We start from the raw sequence: 19,780 nt of genomic DNA on the forward strand, positions 1-19,780 counted from the left end.
AGAAAATCTAAAATTACATGGCTACGCGAGGAGCAGGTCGAATCGACCAAACCTATAGCTCATATGCGCCAGAGCTCGACGGGACTATCCCGCAGGGGGTAAGTTCCGGTTAAAAAACGCGTTTCTCGACGCAAAAAGTCTTCAAGATTAGCTGTTTAATCTTCTACCTATTGAATTTTTGAGCAACAGCTTGCCTTCTATTCAAAGGCAGCTACTTTTAGCTGCGACCTTTTTTTAGTCTAAACTCCAGTTAATTCGAGTTGAATCCGAACGTGCTGTGCATCGAGCCTCCATCATTGAAGTCACAACCGTTACCCGCTATTACGTGACCTCCTTGACCGAAACGGCCAGACGCCTTGCCGAAAGAGTTCGAGGCTATTGCGGAGTCGAAAACAAAGTTCATTATGTTCGTGATGTAACCCAAGGCGAAGATGCTTCTGGTATTCGCACCAACGGGCTTGTTCAATGTTGGGCAATCGCACGCAATTTTGCCCTCAATTTGTATCGCGATTATGGCTTTCAAAACATGGCTCAAGCTCAACGTCTTGCTGGCTTTAATTTTAACATCCTCCAAGACTTGTTTAGAATGAAATAGCCCTGGATAGCATATACCCGACTTCTTTAAGAAGTCGGGTATCAAATCTTAATCAAACGAATTTGAGATTAATCATCCACTCCTTCAATCGGCGCAAAACCCTGCCGCTGAATATTTTCGGTTATGGTGCGGGGTTCGAGGAATTGCAGCAAATAATCCGGGCCACCCGCTTTAGAACCAACTCCCGAAAGTTTGAATCCTCCGAAGGGTTGCCGCGATACCACAGCGCCGGTAATCCCGCGATTGATGTACAGATTTCCGACTTCAAAATCGGATGCGGCTCGATCGATATGCGAAGGCGTGCGAGAATACAATCCGCCGGTTAAAGCAAAATTCGTACCGTTAGCAATCGCAATCGCTTCGCTGAAATTTTTTGCCCGCATCACCGACAAAACTGGGCCGAAAATTTCTTCTTGGGCGATAGTTGCTGTCGGCGATACTTCGGTAACAATGACTGGGCCGACAAAATAACCGGTTTCCGGTGCCGGCATTTCTAAAGCTATTTTAGCTTCGGCGCGACCTGTTTCGATGTATTCGCGGATGCGCGACTGGGCATTTGCATCGATCACAGGGCCAACTTGAGTGCCGGGATTTTCTGCGGGGCCGACATTGAGCGATCGCGTCGCTTCTACCAATCTTGCCACAAAATTATCGTACACCGATTCGACCACAATTACTCGCGAACAAGCGGAACATTTTTGGCCGCTGTATCCAAATGCCGAATAAACTACGCCTGCAACTGCTTGGTCTAAATCCGCACTTTCATCGACAATAATTGCATTCTTGCCGCCCATTTCAGCAATTACTCGTTTCAGGTGTTTTTGTCCAGGCTGCAAAATCGCAGCATCGGCATAAATCTGACAGCCCACTTCCTGAGAACCGGTGAAAGTAATCATGTGAACGTCAGGATGTTTCACCATGTAAGCGCCCACGGTTGAACCTTTGCACGGCACGTATTGAAATACACCTTTGGGGATTCCGGCTTCTAGCAAGATTTCGGCTATTTTCGCTGCAATTACTGAGGAAACTTCGGCAGGTTTGAGCAAAGTACAATTACCTGCTACCAGCGAGGCAACTGTCATGCCGACGGGAATTGCCAGGGGGAAATTCCAAGGCGAAATGATTAAAGAAATGCCGCGCGGCTGATAGGTGTAGCGGTTGGTTTCTCCGGCTACGTCGTAATTTTTACCTTGGTCCAACCGTTCCATTTCATCGGCGTAGTAGCGGCAAAAATCAATAGCTTCGGAAACTTCGGCATCGCATTCTCGGACAGGTTTGCCGACTTCAAACACCATCCAAGCTGATAGTTCGTGCCGCCGCTGTTCCATCAATTCTGCGGCTTTGCGGAGGACGCCGGCGCGCTGTCGGACAGGGGTTTTTCGCCAACCGGTGAAGGCTGATTTTGCTGCTTCAAGGGCTTGTTTGGCCTGTTCTTCCGAAAGCAATCCGATTTTGCCGACTACTTCTGTGGGATTGGAAGGGTTGAGGGAATTAACTGTTGCTTCAGTATTTTGGTACTCGCCATTGATTAGGGGTAAATAGGTTTTACCTAAGTTAGCCCGCACTGATTTGATCGCTGTTTCTGCTTGTTGCCGCAATTTGGTATTGGCGTAGTCGGTATCGGCAACGTTGGGAAATACTTTGCTGTAAACTAGCTGGTCATTTCCATTAGCAACTGGCGCGGCTAACAATTGTTCGATCGGCATTTCTTCGGAACTTTGCCGGATGAAAGAACTGTTGGCGGTATTTTCCAGCAAACGGCGGATCAAATAAGCCATTCCCGGCAGCAAATCGCCGTAGGGGCAGTAGACTCGAACGCGATAACCTCGATCGACCAAAAGCTTAGCCAATTTGTCGCCCATGCCATACAGCACTTGCATTTCAAAGCGGCGGCGCGGTATATTGAGAGTTTCGGCAATGGCGATCGCCCTCGCTTGCGATCGCACATTATGACTGCCAATAGCTGCATACAAATATTCGTGATTTTCTAGCAGCAACTGCGTCATCTGCTCGAAATTTGCATCGGTAGTAACTTTGTCATTGTAGACCGGCTGTGGCCAATCTTTCTGCATCGCTTTGATAGTTTCCTGATCCCAGTAAGCGCCTTTTACCAGCCGCACAGTTACCGGATTTCCGCGTTTTTTTGCCCAGGAAATCAGGTTTTGCAAATCTTGGGCACTGTCGCGCAAATATGCTTGCAATGTAATTCCGATATCCGTGCGACTGCGAAACTCTTCCTCTAACAATAAGTCTTTGAGAATGGTCAGAGTTAAACTTTTGTAAGCATACTGTTCCATATCGAAATGAACAGCAGCTCCCAACTCCTTCGCGCGGCGCAGTAACAGGCGAATTCTCTCGCTTACTTTCTCCTCGCTACCTTTAGCATCCAAAGGGTCAAACTGAGAATAAAAAGCCGTTAACTTTACCGATACTTGCACTCGCGGCAGAGTTTCGCCGTCAGCTTTGTCAATTGCATCTACCTGCGACCAATTCTTCGCTGCATTGGCGAGTTCCTCCATCAATTCCAAATAGCGGTTGAGATAAATTTGCGCCTCAGTTTCAGTGATGACAGCTTCCCCCAAAAGGTCAACTGTAAAACCCATTTTATCTTTGCGAAGCCGCTCTAAGGTTTTAATTACCTGCTTGATATTTTCCCCAGAAATATACTTGTGCGCCAAAGTTTCCACAGCAGGCGCAACCGTCGTCGCCGCCAATTGACCCGGAACCGAATCAGGGCTAGCAAAGTTGAGCAATTTTTTCAATGCTTCGGGCAATTCTACCTCTTGGGCGGTCAGGTATTCTTGCAAGTGGCGGGCAATTTCCGGCCTGCTGCGGAGGGCCGGCAAACAGTCAATAAATCGAAACAACTGCACCCGCAGTCCGGGGCTGGCCATCGCCCAATCCATCAGTTTGTCGTCCCAGCGCATTTGGTCTTGGAGTTGACCGAAAAAAGAGCGCTTTTTCTCTTGAGTTACCCGCAAAATTTCTTTGGCAATTTCCTGGGTTTTTGCTTCGTAGATGTTTTCAGATACTTGTGCGATCATTGGTAATAAGTAATTTGTAATTTGTAATTAGCAACAGGGGGACTTTATGTATTTTGTAACTACCCCCTGATACAATTATAGTTGCTATTTGACTTCAATTTTAACTTGGTAGTTTGCTTGGCGATCGCCTGAAATTTCAATAGTATAATCGCCGCTACTGGCTAGTTGACCTTGCCACTGACCTGTGCTGTCAGCAGTACCTAAATTTTCACCGTTAGGAGCAATAATTGCTGCGCTGACTTGACCTTCTTGAACATTTATTGTCATGCTTTGGCCGCTATTGCACTCCAGTAAGTAGCGCCTGGATATGTTGGCTCGCAAACTATTGCTCAGAGTAGTTCCCGTAGCACCAGCTTGAAAGTAAACTCGCTCGGTTACAGGGGTTTCAACCGCAGCGGGGGAAGGAGAAGGAGAAGGCAAAGGCGAAGGCAAAGGAGAAGGCAAAGGAGAAGGCAAAGGAGAAGGCAAAGGAAAAGGGAACGGCGAAGCAAGTTGCGGAACGCCAGACAGAGAGGGTATTTGAGTGGGGCTGGGCGACGGAGGGATGCTGGCGCGCCGTCCTCTTTTAGGTGCTGGGGGAAGTCCGGGCTGACGGTTGACGGGCGCTGCTGCGACAGGGGGAGGGCTTTCGGGGAGGGGTACGTCAGCGGGTAGTTTGATTTGAAGGTTCGCTCTTTCCTGATACATTCTCCACGCTAGCAAACTGCCGACACTAAGGACAGAACCGACTAACATTCCGCTGACAAAAACTGCTAAGATTTGCCAGGATCGAGCTGGTTTTGGTTCGGGGTTGGCAGTTGGAATTGTTGGAGGCGGATAACTTGCAAGTTGAGTTGTTGCCGCCGCGCTATCGGCGGCAATTGGAATTGTTTCGGCCTCGTCGATTGGCGCTGAAATATCTTTGGGCGCGACAATTTCTGCGGGAGTTTCTGGGGGTGCGGAAGTTGAATCGCCACTGGCAATTTCACTGCGATCGAACTCATCGCTGGCAGTGGAAATTGTTTCCGGTTGCTGAGTCAAAATTTGTTTTTTTTCCTGTTCGTCGCTCATGGGGCTAAATTTATTTTACAAAGACCGCTTTTAGACATTTTACGTTACTGGTGCGATCGCCTGCACTGAAATTATCTAGCAGAAGCAAGAAGGCACGACACGGATTTTGACACGGATACACGGATTAATTATCAAGCGTTAGGCAAAATTTAGAAGGAAGATTGTTCATCTGCATACCAACCTGCCCTGATATTAGTCTATATTGTTTAACTTAATTACTGCTTCAATCTCGTCAGGAAATGCTTCAGCATAAGCCCAGGCATTTTTCAAGTCGCTAGCACTAAGATGCGGATAATCTTCTAAAAGTTGAGGATCAGTTGCACCTAATCGACGAGACTCTAACAATCCCCAAACAGAAATTCTAGTCCCGGCAATCCTGGCATTACCGCCGACTACACCGGGAGTTTTTTCAATCCCCTGCCAGGTGTTAGTTAAACTTTGAGCTAATATCTGTATTGCTTGAGCTTTCTCGGGCGGAGTCAGGGAAAGCAGTTGCGGTTCTAATTCTTTTAGTGTCATAGTTAATCAGGGGTTTGACTGTTGGGAAGGTCGTATCTATATTATAGCGATGATCTTTTTACTAATAAGAATAAACAAGTGAATTAATTTCCTACAAAGCTAAGGCTAATGCGGTGTTGGTACATCGAAATCGTTAAACGATAGAACATTATAAGATGTGCCTGTTAAAGCTCTGACTAGCTTTTGGTCGAGAGTTAGCAAAGGCGCGTCAACTTGCTGTGAAAGAGCAACGTAACTGCCATCATAAGCATAAATTCCATAATTTAAGGCGATATTTGTTGCATCTAAAATCAGTTCAGCAGTAGATACTGCACGCAAGGATAAAGCTCTAAGATTAGCTAAATCTTTTGGAACATCGGCAGCAGCGTAAAGTCCAGCACGGACATACTTCCAGATAATATTTGCACACTCAATATAAAACAGATCGGGTACAAATATTTCAGTCTGTGGAATTTCAAGATGGGTAAACAATTGAACGACTTTAGATGAGAGCGGATCGGGGATAAATTGCTTAATCCCCACGCTAGCATCGACTACGCACCTCACAGGATTGGTCATCTGTCGCGATCCTCTCTAATTAAAGCGGTACTATCTAGTATCATCCCCATATTCGCCGGACGAGACTCGCGACGGCGGCTGATTTCTGCCAAGAGTTCTGTTACAGACTTTTTACGTTTTCCTGAGAGGGGTTTTGTCTCTGTTGACAACTCGGCTTCTAAAATGGTGATCGCAAAGGCGCTAATCGAGCGGTTTTGAGCCGCGGCTAACTCTTGCAGTCTCGCGTACAATTCCTCTGGTATATTTTCTATTTGCAGGGTAGCCATCTGTTAAACTCCTAGCATAGTTTTCCTAAATATTAGCATAGGCAGGCGGGTTTAAGAGATAGTTACTTTTAAATATAGATTGTTGGTAAAACCCACCCATTGTATTTTTAAAGAGGTATCTTGCGATTTACTGTTGGTTGGGGGCGGGTTTATGAGATTGTTAGTTACAGGCGCGTATTGTTGGTGGAACCCGCACCTACAATTTCCCAATTTCCCATTCCCCATTCCCCATTCCTAATTACCAATTACCCATTAGTAATTATTAGGCAAAGACTGCCAAAAAGGCCGCTCTTCTGGCTTCCTCACAGTATTCGTCGCCGACTGCACGTTTCCTTTTAATTCTTGATAATACCTGTCATCCAGAAAACTAACGCTGACGCCAGCAGGAAGCAGCAGTTGGCGCAATCTTTCCTGAGTGTAATCTACACCGTCAATCATTGGCCCGCGCGGATTTGAAACTAACAACTTGCCGTTAACTGGCACCGAATTGACCATATTCGGCCACCACGCATAACCGCTGTAGCCAAACATCACCGGAACTTGAATAATTTGGTCGTCTCCGAGTAAAAACTCTCTTTTCAACTTCTCTATAATCGGATTAAGTTTCTGATTTTGCAAAGAGAGATTGTGTTGAATTAAAGCACGGTTTTTCAAGGCGGCGCTGACAGTTGTTTGAGTGCTCAAACCACGATTGAGCGTCACATCGCCGTAACCTCTTCCCTCCAATTCTTCCAACAGCTTAACTCCGGCTTCGGGACTGGCGATCGCCATTACATATTGTCCGGGAGTTTGAGTGGGAATAAAATTGATAATTTCATCCACTTGGCGAGTCAAAAGCCAAGAAGTATCAATATCCACTGGCGGCCCTTGAATTCGCTGAGCTTGAATAAAATCAAGTACCTCTGGATTAAAACTAGCATTTCCTGAATTCCCGTAATAAACTCGACCCATTGGGTGTCCGGGAATCGGCGGTGTCACCTGCAAATTGCCGTATCCGTCAGACCACTGACTTACAGGGTCTAAAGAACGAGGATTGCCAATTTTAAATACTTTCAAATCCCGGTCTTGAGTTGATTTAACAGGCGGGTTTTTCTCTGGTTCGCTATTGCTTTTTAGGGCGACCTTAAACTGGCGTAGATCCGATTTTTCGGGGAGTTGAACGTATCCGTTTTTCTGGGTATCTTGCATCCAAGTGCGATCGCCCTGGAGAATTTTTACTTTAGCGCCCGTGGGTTCTACTGCTTGTTTTAGTTGCGAGATAAATTCGCTGTTTACCGCGCCTCTGTCGCTGACCTGAACTTCGGTTACTGGTGCTGTATTTGGCGGTATCATCCAAGGACTAACGCCCATTTGGATTGTTGTGGAGGCAATTTCTTGGCCGTTGTTTTGGGCAGTTGCTTTGAGATTAACAGTGCCGTTCCAATTGCGATCGGCAAATTGTTTGGCTTCCACACCTAAAACAATATTGGTACTGAAAACTAGAGGTTTAGCACCGGATATATCTACAGGTTGCCAGCCGTCGCCCGTCTTCTGAAAAACGCTAATGTGAGGGCTAGCAATGCTGTCAGCAGTGATAAATAACTGAGAGGTTTTGAAGTTTTCAGACAGTGTTAAGTTAACTTGAGAAAGCATTGCTGCACGGCGGGGAGCGCTAACTTTGGTTTGTTTCCAAGTCGGTATCTTGCCGCGATCGTTATTGCGATCGTTAAATAAAATTAGCGCGCCCTTGGACAAAGACCATTGTTCTTTTCCGGCTTCGTCTTGCTCGTTAATTTGGCCATCTCTGTTGGTATCTCCAGCAAAGAAAAAGTTCGGCGGCGATGCAGCCGGCGTAACTGGGGCGGGAGTAGGTGTTGCAGTTGATTCAGGAGTTGGTTGAGAAGCTGCTTGCTGATTTCTCTCTAACTCTTGTCTTTCAAGTTCTTTTCGGGCTAATTCTTGCCTTTCAAGTTCTTGTCTTTCAAGTTCTTTTCTGGCTAACTCTTGCCTTTCAAGTTCTTGTCTTTCAAGTTCTTTTCTGGCTAACTCTTGCCTTTCAAGTTCTTGTCTTTCAAGCTCTTTTCTGGCTAATTCTTGCCTTTCTAGTTCTTTTCGGGCTAACTCTTGCCTTTGGAATTCTTGCCTTTCAAGTTCTTTCCTGGCTAATTCTTGCCTTTCAAGTTCTTGTCTTTCAAGCTCTTTTCTGGCTAATTCTTGCCTTTCAAGTTCTTTCCTGGCTAATTCTTGCCTTTGAAATTCTTGCCTTTCTAGTTCTTTTCTAGCCCGGTCTTTTTTCTCTTGCTCTTTTCTCTCTATTTCTCGACGAGCAAATTCTTTTTTCTCTTGCTCTTGGCGGGCTCGCTCTCTTATCTCTTCTTCCTCGGCTCTAACTTTCTCAACAGAACGTGCAACTTGCATTTCATAGGTAGCGACACTGAGGTTTCCTTGGTATTCGATGGTTTTGTCGATCGCCCCATCTGCCAAAAAAGAATCGTGAGGAATGAGTCGCAGCGTATTGATAGCCAACTGCCACAGCCGCTGGGACTGTTCCCAAGTAGCAGAAGAAGGATTAGAAGTGCGTCCAATTAAGACTGCTTGGGCGGCTAATTTAGCAGCATCGTCCCAATTATATTTGGCTCTTTCTTCTATTTGAATCTGACTTTGAACGTTTTGGAGTTGCTGGGTCAGAGCTTGAGATTGCTGACGGTGGATTGCTGATTTCCAAAGTTCTGCCGGAAACGGGGCGCTGTCGGGAGTTTTGGCAAGGTTATCTAATTGTACTTTGAGGCGATCGCGCAATTTGTAGAGTTCGGAAAGGGATTGCGGAGTGTCGCCGTCTGGCTGTCGCCCAGAGATTGCGAGTTGGTAGTTTAGGGAAGGTTGAGCCACTGTTGTGGGGACTGCAACCCAAATAATACCGATGACGACACCGAAACCATTGACGATCGCGATCGCAATATATCGAACCCAGCGCATATAGTTTATCCTCAGACACGCAAATAATTTTACCTAATCTTGGGAGCAATGGGGGATTTATTTATAAGATTTGTAGGATGGGTTTGGGCTATCTGCTTTTTTTCATGTCGAAGGACGGTTAACTCGAATCAATTTACCGTTCAAAGTATCGATCGCAGAAATAGCCTCATTAATTCTGGTCGCCTGTCTTTCCCAGTTGCTATCTTGAGTACAAATGATAATACCAGCATGGTTGGGTTGTGAGCGATGCAGTCGAATGAAATCCCCTCGATTGAGAGTCAAAACAGCTCGCTCATTACTCACTGCAAAAGCCAATACATCCTCATCGGGAATCCCTAATCCTGCGTTCCCGGCTTCTTGAACTGTTAATACATCGTGACCTAAAGGTCGAAGAAACTCAACTACTGGCAACGGATACTGTTCGTCTGCATAAAGTCGCGCCATGTTTTAGGCTTCCTCATTTTCTTTGATTGCTTGTTCAATTTCTTCTGGGTAAGCATCAGCATAAGCCCAAGCATTGACTAAATCAGCCGCAGTCAAATGGGGATAGCACTTAAAAAGTTCCGCATCGCTGCATCCGAGACGGCGATAACCCACCAGTACCCAAACTTGTATGCGAGTATTGCCGACACAGGCATCCCCTCCACAGACACCGGGAGTCTTTTTAATGCCTAAAGAACCGTTGGTTAAATTTTGAGTTAGAATGCTGATTAGTTTAGCTTTATCAGCGAGATTTAAGGTTAAGACTTGAGTTTCTAATTCTTGTATAGTCATAAGTGCGAGCGCCGGAATATATTATCTAGATTATAGCAAATTCGCGCCATGTTTTAGGCTTCCTCATTTCTAGCGATAGCTGCTTCAATTTCCTCTGGATGTGCCTCAGCATAAGCGCAAGCATTCGCCAAGTCTGCTGCACTCAAATGAGGAAATTATTGCAAAATTTGCACATCATTTGCACCCAAAAGGCTAGTACACAAAAGACCAAACTGGTATCTTCCTTCTTGCCGATACAAGCATCGCCTCCGCACACTGCGGGAGCTTTTTTAATGCCTAGAGAATGGAGTGTAACTTAAATAGGTCGTCAAAGAAGTTTTTCACAGTTCGTTTTGCGTCTTCAGTATGCAAAAACTCATAACCACCAAATCTGTATAATTCATAGCCTGCAAGTCTTAATCGTCTATCTTCTGCAACCATTTCTGCATATAGTTGAGGGTTGGCTTTGTCATTTTCGGAATAGTGTTGCTTCCCATCTATTTCAATTACAATGTTTTTTCTGTAAGGAAGGAGAAGCAGGAAATCCATTCTTTGTCGGCTTAATCGTTTTACACCTTTGAGCTGTTCCCATGTATAGGGGTCATAATGCAAGTACACTTGAGGAATTAGTGCTGGTAGTTTGTCTGTCAATTTTTCATAAAAATAGCTGTAGTACGTGTTAAGTAAAATATTTTCTGGGTGATGGCCCCCCAGAGATATTTTGAGTCGATTGAACAGGTTATGACGCTGCTCAGAACGTGTCTGATTATGGAGTTCTTTTTGGTCTCGCCACCAGTCTACTAACTCTTCCCATAACAGCCCTTTTTCAAAAAGGGGTCTATCATATACGAGACAGTATTCTTGATTTTTGACAATCTTAATCTCATTACTGATTGCATCCATTAAGACAATTTCAGGCTTAGGTCCATTTGCAGCGAATATCAGGTTCTTCACCTCACTGCTAACACCATGCACTGAAAATTCGAGTCTTGCTATGATTCCTTGATACTCGTCGTAAATTAGTTGCTTTCTCTCTCTCTCTCCTTCCTCAAAGTATAAAACAGGATACTTTTTGAATACGCCTTTTAGAATTTTAGCTTGAACTAGCGGGCTTGCGTCTTCAAGTATGCGAATGAACTTTTCTCTTGTAGTGCCAGGTTCATAATCTTCTACGTTAATCTCTAAGTCGCAGTAGTAAGGATAAAAGTCGTAGTGAGTTCTGTAAGAAAAGCCATGCAAATATCCATTGTAAACTCCAATGTAATCATTTACAATCCTGTATATATCTGATTTATTGAGCATACTTATTCAGTTATTTAGCCACTACAATTATCTATACATCCTACAACCCAATTTCCTATGAAGTCAACACAACAGTTTACAGCAATTATGGAAGCAGAAGGCGACGGATATCTATCCCTTTGCCCAGAACTTGATATTGCCAGCCAAGGTGACAATATAGAAGAAGCGCTACGAAATCTAATCGAAGCGTTGGAACTATTTTTTGAGACAGCCGATCCTTCGGAAGTCAAGAATCGGCTGCATACAAACTATTAGCTTATAAGACTCGGCGATTTCAATCGCTTAAGAGTCAAACGAAGTCCCTCTCGCTTGAGACTGAAGAATATTGATATCAAAACAAAACCCCAACAAAAACCCGGTTTCTACAAGAAACCGGGTTTAATCATCAGCGTTAATCCGCGTTCATCTGCGGTTAAAAAATCCTACAACTGCTTCACCTCAGAAACCAATTTGGCAACCACATCCTTAGCGCTACCAAACAACATCATCGTCTTATCCTTGTAGAACAACTCATTGTCTACACCGGAAAAACCAGCACTCATCCCGCGCTTAATCACGATCGTATGCTTGGCCTTATCAACCTCCAAAATTGGCATCCCATAAATCGGGCTCGCCGTATCGTGACGCGCCGCCGGATTCACCACATCGTTAGCCCCGATTACCAAAGCAACATCAGTTTCTTCAAACTGCGGATTGATATCGTCCATATCGTACAACTGCGGATAAGGCACGTTTGCTTCCGCCAACAGCACATTCATGTGCCCCGGCATCCGCCCAGCCACCGGGTGAATCGCGTATTTCACGTCAACACCCATTTTTTCCAAACCGTCGGCTAACTCGCGCACGGCGTGCTGTGCTTGCGCTACAGCCATTCCGTAACCGGGAATAATTACAACCGATCGCGCATAACCCAACATCATCGCACTTTCTTCGAGATTGATGCTGCGAACAGTTTTGTCAGCCCCAGCAGCAGCCCCAGCAGCACCCGCAGCACTACCGCCACCGCTACCAAAGGCGCTAAACAACACACTACCCAAGGATCGATTCATCGCCTTGCACATGATTTGCGTCAAAATAATCCCCGACGCGCCCACCAATGCACCAGCGATAATCAGCATATTGTTCATCAAAATGAACCCAGCCACACTCGCCGCAATCCCCGAATAAGAGTTAAGCAGCGAAACCACCACCGGCATATCGCCACCGCCAATCGGGAGCACAAACATGATTCCCAGAATATTGGAAATCGCCACCAAACCCAGGAATACCGGCACATCCTCCGGGTTAAACAGCATATAACCGCTGCCGGCTAAAAGTGCGATCGCCAGCATGGCATTAAACGGCTGTTGCAGCGGAAACGTCATTGGCGCACCCGGTAGCAATTCTTGCAGTTTCGCAAACGCCACAAGGCTACCAGTGAAAGTAATTCCGCCAATCAACACACCCAAAAGGATCGTGATTGTCGCGTCTGGAGTTGGCGATTCCGGGATGCTGAGATAGCGCCAGAATTCGCCCACAGCAACGAGTGCAGAAGCCGCGCCCCCAAAACCGTTAAGCAAACCCACCATCTGCGGCATATCCGTCATCGCCACGGTATTCGCCATAATCGTTCCCAAAATGGAACCGACGATAATTCCGACAGCAATCAATTCGTAGCTGACTACTTGCTTTTCCAGCAAAGTACCGACGATCGCAATTAACATCCCGATCGCAGCCAACACATTCCCTTGACGCGCGGTTGCAGGGGAACCCAACTGTTTCAAACCGATAATAAACAAAGATGCGGCAACTAAATAACCTAGTTGAATGCCACTGGGCAGAAAATCGCTCACGCTTTAACCTCTTTTTTCTTGAACATTTGCAGCATTCGATCGGTTACTAAGAAACCGCCGACAACGTTAATTGTGGCCAGGGCGATCGCGATCGTCCCCAAAATCGAAGTAACAGTTACATTACCTTGGCCAGAAATCAGAATTGCACCTAAAACCGCAATTCCCGAAATCGCATTTGATCCCGACATCAAAGGTGTGTGCAACGTCGGCGGGACTTTATTAATTACTTCAAATCCCACAAACGACGCTAGAGTAAACACCACTAAACCTGCAATCAATCCTTCTGCCATAACACTTGGTAATTGGTAATTGGAAATTGGTGTGAAATTAACGCTAAAGTCCTTTATATCTCTCGTTTGTTGCCGAGTCTCGATCCCCCTAAATCCCCCTTAACAAGGGGGACTTTGAATACTTCTTGTTCCCCCCTTAAGAAGGGGGGCTAGGGGGGATCTGGCCCTAGTCACCAAACAAAAAAAGCCTTTTTTGGAGATATTTAATCAGTTCTTCAGTCCTCTTAAGAGGACTTTAGCTTTGAGGCAGGGGTTTCAACCCTTGCCGGACTTTGCCTCATAACGACAGAATCTAACTGACGGCTGATGCCTGAGCTGCCAAAGCATCGCGAACTCGCTGGTTGCTAATTTCACCGTCGCGGGCAACGCAAGCACCAGCGATGATATCGTCTTCAAAATTCAAATTGAGATCCTTATCTTTCACCATCAACTGAAGTAAAGAGGAGATATTCTTCGAGTAAGTTTCGCTAGCGTGTACCGGCATCGACGAAGGCACATTAATCGGGCCGATGACATTAACGCCGTTCCATTCAACATCTTTCCCCGCTTCCGTGCATTCGCAATTGCCGCCTTGTTCGCCCGCGAGGTCAACAATTACCGATCCGGGCTTCATTTGAGAAACCATTTCTCTAGTAACTAAAATAGGTGCTTTTCTGCCGGGAACTTGAGCGGTTGTAATCACTGCATCGGAAGCGCTGACGTGTTGGGTGAGCACTTGGCGGGTGTATTCTTTAGCCGCTTCTGAGAGCTCTTTAGCATAACCTCCGGCGGCGACGGTTTCTTCCTTGAGTTCGACATCAAGGAATTTAGCGCCCAAACTTTGCACTTGTTCTTTTGTTTCCGGGCGGATATCGAAAGCTTCGACTACAGCACCCAAACGGCGCGCTGTGGCGATCGCCTGCAAGCCAGCAACGCCCACACCCATTACCAATACTTTCGCGGGGCGAATCGTACCCGCCGCCGTTGTCAGCATCGGAAAATACTTTGGCAAAGCTGCGGCTGCGATCAGTACCGCTTTGTAACCGGCGACGTTACCCTGAGAAGACAGCGCATCCATGCTTTGAGCGCGGCTGGTGCGCGGGATCATTTCCATGCTGAATGCCGTTACTTGGCGATCGGCTAAACGCTGCACTAAAGCTGGATCTCCCAGAGGATTCAAAAATCCGATGAAAACGCCTCCTTCCCGGAGTTGATGAACTTCTGATTCTTGCAGGGCCCCGATTTTCACGACGACATCGGCTTCGCCCCACAGCCTAGCTGTATCGGCGACAACCTGAGCTCCCGCTTCTTCGTAAGCAAGATCCGAGAAAAAGGATTGTGCGCCGGCACCGGCCTCAACCCAAACTTCGACGCCCTGTTTGACTAATCTGGCTACAGCGTCGGGTACTAAAGCCACCCGGCGTTCCCCTGCTGCTATTTCTTTTGCGATCGCTAATTTCATAAAAAAAACTCCGTAAGTGGGAAACTCAGCGGCTTTAGCCCGCTCGTGGAAAACGACTCGGCGATTTCAATCGCCTTGAATCCCCTTGCGGGGTTGGAGAGGGAATTTAATCAACCTCTCCGGTGAGGTATGGTTGCCTCAATCTCCCATTTCTGGGGTAAAGTTAGCTTCGCCAATGTTTAGTGAGCTTGTTAGGCTGAAAGCACTGTTCCAGTGACTTTAGAACTGTTTAACCTTCAGCGACAGAGCAAGGAACTAGCTACGCATTCCAGGGTGTCGTGACTCAAAAAACGTAGCCAGTTAAGGCTTAGGCTGGTCAGTACAGCTTGCTTCGATTTCTCTTACAAGCTCAGTGGCTTTAGCCCGCTCGTTACTGACTCTCCTTATTTAAGCCTTCCTAGGACGGTTGAAACCGCGCCTACACAGACAAAACCTGCCTCCGCAGGTTTCTTGAAGTGCGATGTTTAATCGCCCGATGCCTTGTTTTACATTAAAGCAGCCGTTCCCCTAAACTTCTCTCGTTGATACTAAAGCCGATCGCCCAAATTCGACCCGTATCTTTAACTTATCTTATACATTCAAATTCGCTAAATTGTTAAGTTTGCCACCGATTATGATAGAATTTTATGTCGCCTACTTATGTAGTTTGAATGTCTGTTATCAGTATTACGCAAAAATTACGCAAAAAAAAGTGACCTCAGCCGCCGGTCGCTCGCCCTCATCAAATTGCTGAGACATTCGATATTATTGTAGGCACGATCGCAAATTTCGGGCGAGCAATATTTAAGGTTCACCAAGAGTTTAATTAGAGGAGTTGTTATGCGACGATTATTTTCAGCACTAGCGGTTACAGGTTGCTTGGTGGCTGGATTGCCCGCCATCAGTTTAGCTCAGTCCATGCCAGGATTGACGATTTTCGGCGGCCCCGAGCGGGCCAACCAATTAAGCTATCGCTTGGATTACGGTACAGCCGGGATGAGCGGCGATAGATATCGGCTGCGAATTCCTTCCAAAAAAGTAAGTTTGGCGATCGCCCAACTCAACATATCCTATCCAGACTACTACAAAGGCGAATTTGACCAAAAAGACATTAAAGTGCGCGTCAAAGACAAAACAATAGAATTGCAAGAAGTAATCTGGGACAAAGAAAATCGATTCATAGAAATTTATCCCAAAGAACCAATTGCTGCCGGCAACAATGTTGAGGTTGTACTCTCCAACGTCAGAAACCCATCTCCCGGCGGAATGTACCATTTCAACGTCCGCATCCGCACCCCCGGTGACGTTCCCTTGCTGCGTTACCTCGGTACTTGGCTGTTGAGCATTAATTGAGGGAAGGGTTCGGGGAAGGAATTTCTCGTTAGTCAAGCGATCGCGACAGAAAAATTAAATGTGGCGATCGTTTTGCTGCGGGCAAAAATTTAACAATACTGAAATCCGGGTTTTCGGGAGCTGTAAAATAGAACTTTCGGCTCATATCGCAATTCTCAATGATTCGTAATAATGAGTCTAGGGGCAGTCCCTCGATGGTTGCCCTTCGCTAATTAGGGGTAGGCTCAGGGACGCTACCCTAAAAAATGTTTACAAATCAAATAGGATTGCTCTAGCCGTAATCTCGCATGAATCTACTAGCAAAAATCAAAACAATACAAATTCCTCCAGCGCTGCGATCGAGAAATTATCGCCTGTTTTTTGCAGGACAAGGCCTCTCACTGATTGGCAGTTGGATGACGCAAGTCGCTACTGTTTGGCTTGTCTACAATTTGAGCGATTCACCTTGGATGCTCGGCGTGGTGGGATTTACAAGTCAAATCCCCACATTAATTTTACTGCCTTTTGCAGGAGTTTTAATCGATCGCTGGAACCGCCACCGAGTGATAATTGCCACTCAAATATTAGCGATGGTTCAATCCTTAGCGCTAGCATTTTTAGCGCTAACAGGAGTCGTTAACATTTGGCAGATCCTGGTACTGAGTTTCTTCCAAGGCGCAATTAACGCCTTTGACGCGCCGGCACGGCAAGCTTTTGTACCGGAACTTGTAGAAAAGAAAGAAGATTTAGCAAATGCGATCGCCCTCAACGCTTCCATGTTCAACGGAGCCAGATTAATTGGCCCAGCGATTGCAGGTTTGCTGATAGCTACCGTCGGCCCAAGTTATTGCTTTCTCATTGACGGACTCAGCTACATCGCTGTAATTGCAGGCTTATTAGCGATGCAAATCAAAGCCCGTAAAATTGCCGCAACTAATACCAAACCCTTACAAAGATTAAAAGAAGGATTCGTTTATGCCTTCGGGTTTCCCCCGATTAGAGCAATTTTACTGCTATTAGCATTAGTCAGTTTTGCGGGAATGTCCCACACAGTTTTAGTCCCGATTTTTGCCACCAAAATTCTGCACGGCGACGCACAAACCCTCGGCTTTTTGATGGCATCTTCGGGAGTTGGCGCCTTCGCGGGCGCGATTTATTTGATTTCGCGCAAAAGTGTAGTTGGCCTCGGCAAATGGATTGCGATTTCACCGGCAATTATGGGATGTGGACTGATAGGTTTTGGTTTGTCCCGCGTCTTGTGGCTGTCATTAATCATGATGTTGTTTGTGGGGTTTGGTTTCATTTTGCAATTTGCAGGAGGAAACACATTTTTGCAAACAATTGTGGAAGACGACAAACGCGGAAGAGTGATGAGCATATACACGATGGCATTTTTTGGAGTGACACCGTTTGGGAATTTAGTGGCTGGCGGTTTGGCAAATTATATCGGCGCTGCCAATACAGTCATCATTGGAGGTATAATTTGTGTTTTAGGCTCCATAGTTTTTACCAAACAGTTGCCAGCTTTAAAAAACTTAGTCCGGCCACTTTATCAAAAAATGGGTTTAATTCCCCAGTAACAATTTAGCGTAAAATCACAAATGCCAACATTAAACAACATTCCCAAAGCTAATATCTGACTGTATCTCTAGCAATCCTCAGCAATTTGTAAACTTCTCTCTTTCCCTCTTCTCTTCTCTTTCTCTGCGCCCTCTGCGCCCTCTGCGGTTAAAAAATCCAAATTAATTACGCAACCAGAGGTTAAACCAAGCGAATTTAGAAGAAGGTTCTGGGATTTCCACCGCGTATCTAGGATCGGAAAATGTTTTTTAGTTTGTTCACCATTCTTGTTGGGCTTCTGCTTCTGCTTGGATTAAATTTTGGCGCAGTTGCACCCAATTTATTTGATGAGAGGGCAAATCTTCGATGAGCTTTCCCCGCTGTAAATGCAGAATTCGCGTGCTAAATTGCTCGGCTAATTCTAATTGATGGTTTACCATTACAATTGTGGTTTGGCCGTTTGTTAGCTGTGTCAATACTTGCAAAAGGTGGGCGGCTTTTCCTGCGTCTAGGGCGGATGTTGGCTCGTCTAAAAGCAAGATTTTGGGTTGTAGGATGATGCCGCGGGCGATCGCCACGAGCTGTTTTTGGCCTGTGGAAAGCTGCAATTCGGTGCGATTGAGCCATTCTTGGGGTATGTGCAGTTGTTCGATCGCCCCGCTAATTCTCTCAGCAATGTTTGATGAAGTCACGCCCCGCAGCTTTAAAGGATAAGCCAATGCTTCTCGCACCGACATTCCCAAAAGCTTGGATTCTTGCAGGATGAGGGTGATTTGTTTGCGGAGTTCGATCGCAGGTATTTGGCGATATTCTGTATTTTCCAGATAAATCGAGCCGCTGGTGGGAGTGCTGAGGCGATTTAGCAACCGCAACAGCGTTGTTTTGCCGGCACCTGAAGGGCCAACAATTGCCACGCGAGATCCCTTGTGTACCTGAAATGATATATTTTCCAACAAATGACTTGAGGCGATCGGTGTTTTTAAACTAACATTATCAATTCGCAGTTGAGGATTTGTTTCTGTATTATTTTCCGAATAATTAGGCATTTAATTAATTAAAAATATGGCTTTCGTGGAACGGGCATCTTGCCCGTTCTTAAGGCAGGCAAGATGCCCACTCCCCAATCCAACTCACTCTTTGTGGAACGGGCATCTTGCCCGTTCTTAAGGCAGGCAAGATGCCCGCCCCACAATCCAACTCAAACTCAAACTTTTACAGCTTTTTCTAAAGGAAAACCCAGCTTTTCGCGCTGTTCCAAATAAAGCTGAGCAACTCGCCGCGCCAAGTTGCGAATTTTGGTGATGTAGCGGGTTCTTTCCGTTACCGAAATCACACCTCTAGCATCGAGTAAATTGAAAGTGTGAGAACATTTTAACACATAATCAAGACTAGGCAAAACCAATCCTTTTTTTGTCAATTGTTCGGCTTCTTGCTCGTACAATCCAAATAGAGTAAACAGCAATTCGGGATTGGAAGCTTCAAAGTTATAAGTACACTGTTCTATTTCTCCTTGCAGGTGAACGTCGCCGTAAGTTATGCCATCTTTCCACTGAATTTTGGTCATGGCATCGACTTCTTGGAGATACATTGCTAGGCGTTCTAGCCCGTAGGTAATTTCAATGGAGACGGGGCGACAGTCAATGCTACCGCACTGTTGAAAGTAGGTAAATTGGGTGATTTCCATGCCATCGAGCCAGACTTCCCAGCCGACGCCCCAAGCTCCGAGGGTGGGCGATTCCCAGTTGTCTTCTACGAAACGAATGTCGTGGTCTTCTGGGCTAATTCCTAATGCTCTGAGGGAGTCTAAATAGATGTCTTGGATGTTGGGAGGAGAGGGTTTAATTAAAACTTGATATTGATAGTAATGTTGGAAGCGGTTGGGATTTTCGCCGTAGCGTCCGTCGGTGGGGCGGCGACAGGGTTCGATGTAAGCGACAGACCAAGGTTCGGGGCCGATTGCTCTGAGAAAGGTGTGGGGATTCATGGTTCCTGCACCTTTTTCTGTGTCGTAGGATTGGGCGATCAGGCATCCTCGATCGCTCCAGAATTTGTTTAAGGTGGCAATGACTGATTGAAAATTCACTGGTTTAAATATGGTTAGCGAGTGTCTAAGCTTATTTAAGCATACTCAAGGCACGGTTTATTGAAATAAACCCTGCCGAAATTAGATAAGAGATGCTGAACGTATCGCTGGATATTTAAGTTCTTTTTTCAGGTATATTGTATCGATCGAGTTATTGCGATGGATAATAGCAATGTTTTCTAGATCGATACTCGCATTGTGATCGGGCGCGTTGAGTCACT

18 protein-coding genes are annotated in these 19,780 nt (G+C 45.9%); 4 read left to right on the top strand and 14 right to left on the bottom strand.

Annotation, left to right across the window (positions count from 1 at the left end; translation table 11 throughout):
• The first annotated feature begins 277 nt into the window (after positions 1-277).
• On the top strand, positions 278-595 hold the full coding sequence (locus tag QUB14_RS14755; protein ID WP_333217743.1) for a hypothetical protein: 318 nt from the start codon (positions 278-280) through the stop codon (positions 593-595).
• A 68-nt stretch (positions 596-663) separates the two neighbouring features.
• Here the strand turns inward: QUB14_RS14755 and pruA are convergent, their stop codons facing one another.
• The 9 genes from pruA to QUB14_RS14800 form a co-directional block, all read right to left on the bottom strand.
• Positions 664-3,639, bottom strand: a complete 2,976-nt coding sequence (pruA, locus tag QUB14_RS14760; protein WP_333217744.1) for an L-glutamate gamma-semialdehyde dehydrogenase — start codon at positions 3,637-3,639, stop codon at positions 664-666.
• 84 nt (positions 3,640-3,723) lie between these two features.
• On the bottom strand, positions 3,724-4,689 hold the full coding sequence (locus QUB14_RS14765) for a hypothetical protein (RefSeq protein WP_333217745.1): 966 nt from the start codon (positions 4,687-4,689) through the stop codon (positions 3,724-3,726).
• Positions 4,690-4,881: 192 nt separating this feature from the next.
• Positions 4,882-5,208: a DUF433 domain-containing protein gene (locus tag QUB14_RS14770; protein ID WP_333217746.1), complete on the bottom strand. Its 327-nt coding sequence runs from the start codon at positions 5,206-5,208 to the stop codon at positions 4,882-4,884.
• Between the two features lie 105 nt (positions 5,209-5,313).
• Positions 5,314-5,766: a type II toxin-antitoxin system VapC family toxin gene (locus QUB14_RS14775; RefSeq protein WP_333217747.1), complete on the bottom strand. Its 453-nt coding sequence runs from the start codon at positions 5,764-5,766 to the stop codon at positions 5,314-5,316.
• The gene (locus tag QUB14_RS14780) at positions 5,763-6,032 is read right to left on the bottom strand and encodes a FitA-like ribbon-helix-helix domain-containing protein (RefSeq protein ID WP_333217748.1); all 270 of its coding nucleotides are present in this window, start codon (positions 6,030-6,032) and stop codon (positions 5,763-5,765) included. Before QUB14_RS14780 ends, QUB14_RS14775 begins: the two co-directional genes overlap by 4 nt.
• Positions 6,033-6,284: 252 nt before the next feature.
• On the bottom strand, positions 6,285-8,987 hold the full coding sequence (locus tag QUB14_RS14785) for a protein-arginine deiminase family protein (protein WP_333217749.1): 2,703 nt from the start codon (positions 8,985-8,987) through the stop codon (positions 6,285-6,287).
• Positions 8,988-9,089: 102 nt separating this feature from the next.
• Positions 9,090-9,431, bottom strand: coding sequence for a DUF5615 family PIN-like protein (locus tag QUB14_RS14790; RefSeq protein ID WP_333163649.1), 342 nt, complete (start codon positions 9,429-9,431; stop codon positions 9,090-9,092).
• Between the two features lie 3 nt (positions 9,432-9,434).
• On the bottom strand, positions 9,435-9,761 hold the full coding sequence (locus QUB14_RS14795; RefSeq protein ID WP_333211394.1) for a DUF433 domain-containing protein: 327 nt from the start codon (positions 9,759-9,761) through the stop codon (positions 9,435-9,437).
• A 276-nt stretch (positions 9,762-10,037) separates the two neighbouring features.
• Positions 10,038-11,042, bottom strand: coding sequence for a hypothetical protein (locus QUB14_RS14800; RefSeq protein WP_333217750.1), 1,005 nt, complete (start codon positions 11,040-11,042; stop codon positions 10,038-10,040).
• A gap of 57 nt (positions 11,043-11,099) precedes the next feature.
• Here QUB14_RS14800 and QUB14_RS14805 point away from each other — a divergent pair, with 57 nt between their 5' ends.
• The gene (locus tag QUB14_RS14805) at positions 11,100-11,297 is read left to right on the top strand and encodes a type II toxin-antitoxin system HicB family antitoxin (RefSeq protein WP_333217751.1); all 198 of its coding nucleotides are present in this window, start codon (positions 11,100-11,102) and stop codon (positions 11,295-11,297) included.
• A 167-nt stretch (positions 11,298-11,464) separates the two neighbouring features.
• On the opposite strand, the gene QUB14_RS14810 is transcribed toward QUB14_RS14805, so the two are convergent.
• From QUB14_RS14810 to QUB14_RS14820, 3 genes are all read right to left on the bottom strand, one after another.
• Complete coding sequence (locus QUB14_RS14810; protein ID WP_333217752.1) at positions 11,465-12,874, bottom strand: NAD(P)(+) transhydrogenase (Re/Si-specific) subunit beta; 1,410 nt, start codon at positions 12,872-12,874, stop codon at positions 11,465-11,467.
• Positions 12,871-13,164, bottom strand: a complete 294-nt coding sequence (locus tag QUB14_RS14815) for an NAD(P) transhydrogenase subunit alpha (protein WP_006633295.1) — start codon at positions 13,162-13,164, stop codon at positions 12,871-12,873. Before QUB14_RS14815 ends, QUB14_RS14810 begins: the two co-directional genes overlap by 4 nt.
• Positions 13,165-13,456: 292 nt before the next feature.
• A complete protein-coding gene (locus tag QUB14_RS14820; RefSeq protein ID WP_333217753.1) occupies positions 13,457-14,605 on the bottom strand; it encodes a Re/Si-specific NAD(P)(+) transhydrogenase subunit alpha in 1,149 nt (382 codons plus the stop codon).
• An 819-nt stretch (positions 14,606-15,424) separates the two neighbouring features.
• Here QUB14_RS14820 and QUB14_RS14825 point away from each other — a divergent pair.
• Positions 15,425-15,937: a DUF2808 domain-containing protein gene (locus tag QUB14_RS14825; protein ID WP_190738368.1), complete on the top strand. Its 513-nt coding sequence runs from the start codon at positions 15,425-15,427 to the stop codon at positions 15,935-15,937.
• Between the two features lie 287 nt (positions 15,938-16,224).
• Complete coding sequence (locus QUB14_RS14830; protein WP_333217754.1) at positions 16,225-17,496, top strand: MFS transporter; 1,272 nt, start codon at positions 16,225-16,227, stop codon at positions 17,494-17,496.
• Positions 17,497-17,754: 258 nt separating this feature from the next.
• On the opposite strand, the gene QUB14_RS14835 is transcribed toward QUB14_RS14830, so the two are convergent.
• Together QUB14_RS14835 and glyQ are read right to left on the bottom strand one after the other, a co-directional pair.
• On the bottom strand, positions 17,755-18,522 hold the full coding sequence (locus tag QUB14_RS14835; protein WP_333217755.1) for an ATP-binding cassette domain-containing protein: 768 nt from the start codon (positions 18,520-18,522) through the stop codon (positions 17,755-17,757).
• 158 nt (positions 18,523-18,680) lie between these two features.
• Positions 18,681-19,559, bottom strand: a complete 879-nt coding sequence (gene glyQ, locus QUB14_RS14840) for a glycine--tRNA ligase subunit alpha (protein WP_190660228.1) — start codon at positions 19,557-19,559, stop codon at positions 18,681-18,683.
• Positions 19,560-19,780: the final 221 nt, after the last annotated feature.

The sequence above is a fragment of the Microcoleus sp. B3-D2 genome, assembly GCF_036705345.1.
GTDB lineage: Bacteria > Cyanobacteriota > Cyanobacteriia > Cyanobacteriales > Microcoleaceae > Microcoleus.

Excerpts from the sequence above, each read along its gene's own strand:
- QUB14_RS14825 (WP_190738368.1), top strand. The coding sequence starts at position 15,425 with ATGCGACGATTATTTTCAGCACTAGCGGTTACAGGTTGCTTGGTGGCT.
- QUB14_RS14820 (WP_333217753.1), bottom strand. The coding sequence starts at position 14,605 with ATGAAATTAGCGATCGCAAAAGAAATAGCAGCAGGGGAACGCCGGGTG.
- QUB14_RS14805 (WP_333217751.1), top strand. The coding sequence starts at position 11,100 with ATGAAGTCAACACAACAGTTTACAGCAATTATGGAAGCAGAAGGCGAC.
- pruA (WP_333217744.1), bottom strand. The coding sequence starts at position 3,639 with ATGATCGCACAAGTATCTGAAAACATCTACGAAGCAAAAACCCAGGAA.
- QUB14_RS14765 (WP_333217745.1), bottom strand. The coding sequence starts at position 4,689 with ATGAGCGACGAACAGGAAAAAAAACAAATTTTGACTCAGCAACCGGAA.
- QUB14_RS14800 (WP_333217750.1), bottom strand. The coding sequence starts at position 11,042 with ATGCTCAATAAATCAGATATATACAGGATTGTAAATGATTACATTGGA.
- QUB14_RS14785 (WP_333217749.1), bottom strand. The coding sequence starts at position 8,987 with ATGCGCTGGGTTCGATATATTGCGATCGCGATCGTCAATGGTTTCGGT.
- QUB14_RS14790 (WP_333163649.1), bottom strand. The coding sequence starts at position 9,431 with ATGGCGCGACTTTATGCAGACGAACAGTATCCGTTGCCAGTAGTTGAG.
- QUB14_RS14780 (WP_333217748.1), bottom strand. The coding sequence starts at position 6,032 with ATGGCTACCCTGCAAATAGAAAATATACCAGAGGAATTGTACGCGAGA.
- QUB14_RS14775 (WP_333217747.1), bottom strand. The coding sequence starts at position 5,766 with ATGACCAATCCTGTGAGGTGCGTAGTCGATGCTAGCGTGGGGATTAAG.
- QUB14_RS14830 (WP_333217754.1), top strand. The coding sequence starts at position 16,225 with ATGAATCTACTAGCAAAAATCAAAACAATACAAATTCCTCCAGCGCTG.
- QUB14_RS14835 (WP_333217755.1), bottom strand. The coding sequence starts at position 18,522 with ATGCCTAATTATTCGGAAAATAATACAGAAACAAATCCTCAACTGCGA.
- QUB14_RS14795 (WP_333211394.1), bottom strand. The coding sequence starts at position 9,761 with ATGACTATACAAGAATTAGAAACTCAAGTCTTAACCTTAAATCTCGCT.
- QUB14_RS14815 (WP_006633295.1), bottom strand. The coding sequence starts at position 13,164 with ATGGCAGAAGGATTGATTGCAGGTTTAGTGGTGTTTACTCTAGCGTCG.
- QUB14_RS14770 (WP_333217746.1), bottom strand. The coding sequence starts at position 5,208 with ATGACACTAAAAGAATTAGAACCGCAACTGCTTTCCCTGACTCCGCCC.